At 36.4% G+C, this 3,672-nt stretch carries 3 protein-coding genes; all 3 read left to right on the top strand.

What is annotated here, in order from left to right:
* Positions 1-1,376, top strand: a 1,376-nt coding sequence (glgP, locus tag ACW6OJ_RS07615) for a glycogen/starch/alpha-glucan family phosphorylase (RefSeq protein ID WP_456096219.1), incomplete at its 5' end; no start/stop codon positions are given.
* A gap of 149 nt (positions 1,377-1,525) precedes the next feature.
* Positions 1,526-2,890 carry a GTP pyrophosphokinase gene (locus ACW6OJ_RS07610; protein ID WP_455104648.1) on the top strand — a complete coding sequence of 455 codons (1,365 nt, stop codon included), beginning with the start codon at positions 1,526-1,528 and terminating at the stop codon, positions 2,888-2,890.
* Between the two features lie 28 nt (positions 2,891-2,918).
* Positions 2,919-3,672 (top strand): radical SAM protein (locus ACW6OJ_RS07605; protein ID WP_456096218.1); only part of this gene is annotated, 754 nt, incomplete at its 3' end.

The raw sequence follows: 3,672 nt of genomic DNA, 5'->3' as shown, positions 1-3,672 counted from the left end.
GGGATATAACTACTAAGGTATTTGCCTACACTAATCATACAATAATGGCAGAAGCTTTAGAAAAGTGGTCTGTAGACCTATTTGCCCCAATCCTACCAAGAGTATTTACAATCATTAGGGAAATCAATAATAGGTTCTGTCAGCATTGTAATGAAATTGGAGCGTCATCCGACCTAGAGTCAATGTCAATTATCCACAATAATATGATAAGGATGGCTAACCTTTGTATAGTAGGAAGCTACAATGTAAATGGTGTATCAGGCCTACATAGTGATATCCTAAAGGCAGATACATTTAAGGAATTTAATAAGATTTATCCAGGCAAGTTCAACAATGTAACTAATGGTATAGCCCATAGAAGGTGGCTAGGTCAGGCCAATCCTGAGTTGACAAGCTACCTAAATGGCCTACTAGGTGGTGACTTTATTAAGGACCTATCAAACATAGAAGAACTATTGAAGTATGCTGATGATAAGACAGTTCTAGCTGACTTAGAAAAGATTAAGCATACAAAGAAGGAACAGTTAGCTAAGTACATAAAGGATGCTAACGGCATAAATGTAGATATCGACTCTATATTTGATGTTCAGGTTAAGAGACTACACGAGTATAAGAGACAGCTACTAAATGCACTTCATATAGTTTACCTATATAGACAGATTAAGTTTAATGGTCTAAGACCTAGACCAAGAACATTTATATTTGCAGCCAAGGCTTCATCAGGCTATGTAATGGCTAAGAATATAATTAAGTTCATATGTACCCTATCTGACATGATAGAAGCAGATCCGCTTGTTAGGGACTATATAAAGGTAGTATTCTTAGAAGACTACAGGGTAACACTTGCTGAAATAATTATACCAGGAGCAAATGTAAGTGAGCAGATTTCACAGGCAGGTAAGGAAGCATCTGGTACAGGTAACATGAAGCTAATGCTAAATGGAGCCTTGACACTAGGTACGCTTGATGGTGCCAATGTTGAAATACATGATGCAGTAGGTGATGAAAATATGTTCCTATTTGGTCTAAAGACACCAGAGGTTAACGACCTATACAAGAGTGGTTACAGACCAAGAGACTACTATGAAAAAAATCCGGAAATCAAGGAAACACTTGACTTTATTAGGACTATAAATATAGATGGTACTTCATTCTCTAATATTGTAGACTACCTAATCAACCAGGACCCATATATGTGTCTTGCAGACTTCGAAAGCTATGTAAGTAAGCAGAAGGAAGTTGAAGAGGCTTATGGAGACAAGGACAGGTGGAACAGGATGTCATTAGTTAATATAGCCAAGGCTGGAATTTTCTCAGCAGACAGGGCTACACAGGAATATACGGATGGTATCTGGCATATAGAAAGAGTTAAATAATATTTTAAAGACTTCAAAGGTCCCCATGAGCTTAACAGCTTAGGGGACCTTTCCTTATGTCCTTGATAGGCCAATTACATTAACCTTCTAAATTATGGTATTTTTTGATATAATAAAGGTATAAGTACCATATATATACGGAGGAAGTCATGAGTTTACAAGAATTCGGGTTTATCGAATCAGCCATAGATATACTGAGAAGTCAGCAACAAACCCTAGAGACAATTGAATATGAGTTGGTCAAGTTCTTTGGATCTATTCCGCTTAAGGAAAACGAGTTGATGTCTGTTAGCTCAAGGATAAAGTCAGAAAGCAGCCTTAAGGAGAAAATAATTAGAAATAGGTACCTAATGGTCTATGACGATCCTGAGGTAATGTTCTCTGAGATACCTGATATTATAGGGGTGAGGATAGAGTGTAAGTTTATCAGGGATGAAAAGGATATTTTTATGCAAATTAAGAACTACTTTTCAGAAACTGATGATAGAAAGTTTTTCTATGCCAAGTCCAATAAAAATATAAGACTTTATATGTTTGAAAAGCAACCACTAAAGCAAAAAAATGGCTTTGAAATCTATAAGCTAGACGGTGAATATGTGCTAGCAGACAGGAAGATAAAGTTCGAGCTCCAGATAAAGGCCCTAGTAAATGTCTTTTGGAGTGAGATAGAACACAAGATTATTTACAAGAATACTACATATCTTCTTGAGGATCAGTTTATCAAGGATATGATGATATCAATCAAAAACAACCTTACCATGATAGATGACCAGCTCCTTAGTATATACAAGAATTTCAAGCCAGAAACCAAGATAAATTCTAAATTTGGTAGGAATGAAATAAAGGCGGTATTCTCGAAGCTCCTGTATGATACCATTACCTATAAGATGGATGAGCAGCTGGCTTTTGCTATAGACTTTAAAAAGCCTTGCCAGACAATACTGGACTACTCGCTTCAAAAGTATAAGGATACAAGTGATGGACTAAGTGCCTTTATGACTGAAGAATATAAGAAAATAAACGAATTTTTAAATAAGGATATAAACTTCAATGACGGCCTGGTCCTTGAACATGAGCCGGTATTTGAGGATAGATTTTCTAGAGATATTGCCTATATATTTATAGATAAGATGAACACAGAGGTGCCGTGGAACCTATTCTTTAGGATCCTATTTGAGCTAGAGCCAGACAATAATGTCGATGATTTTTCTAATTTTATAAGGTACTACAAGAGGTCTCTTATAAGCAAGGACAGCCTTTATAATCTTATGGATTCCTTTGGTGAATATAGTATAAAGATTATAGATGACATGTACGAATGTATTTTGAAGGTTATAAAGCAGGTCGGAAAGATAGATATTTTCTTTGACAGCAACCTATCCAAGATGAGAAGGATTGCGTCTGAGGGCTTAGACTATGTATGCTACGAGTTTGAAAACTACTATGAATACATGGAACAGAAGAGGATAATATCTAAGATTATGGTAGATAGTCTAATGAAAATTTATAAATAATAAGGATAGATGTTTTGAGGTGATAAAATTGAACGATTTAACATATTTGAGGCTTATACTGACAGAGGAAGACAACTACCCGGTCATGTATTCAATGCCTCAGGAGGAAGTAAATATTATTGGGCAAGATGACCAGGCCATGTCACCTGATGATTTTAAGTCAATTATCAAGTTTTTTGCTGATAGGGGTCTGAAGAAGGTTAAGTTTGTTGGAGGAGAGCCTCTTTTATATAGGCACCTAGAAGACCTAATAGCCTATGCTCGTGACTGTGGAATTGAGGATATAGGTATGACTACAAATGGAATTGGTCTTGGAACTAGGATACTTGACCTTAAAAACCTTGGTCTCAATAGTGTAAATATATCCCTGGATTCTTTAAAAGAGTATAGGTACCACGCCCTTACAGGAGGTGGTAACCTAAAGGAGGTTTACCTATCTATAGATGCCTGTCAGGCTGCCAATATAGACGTAAGGATAAATTGTGTGGCTATCAAGGACTTTAATGATGATGAGCTAGTGGATTTTATGAGACTTACTATCAACAGTAAGCTGGATGTGAGACTTATAGAGCTCTTACCATATAATATATCCAAAAACGTATATGAGAGGGGTTATATGGACTTACAGAAATATATTGATAATACAGAGGCAATAGATAGGTCTGATGATGAAGAATTAAGCGTAGCCCAGTATTTTAAAATAGATGGTGCCCAGGGAAGGGTGGGCATTATTAGGGCAGGATCTAGAGATTATGAAGAAGACCTTCGTAGGGTCAATGTAA

Source organism: Peptostreptococcus sp., assembly GCF_977045075.1.
The sequence above is the reverse complement of the archived record's forward strand: the minus strand, read 5'-3'. Positions and strand labels throughout refer to the sequence as shown.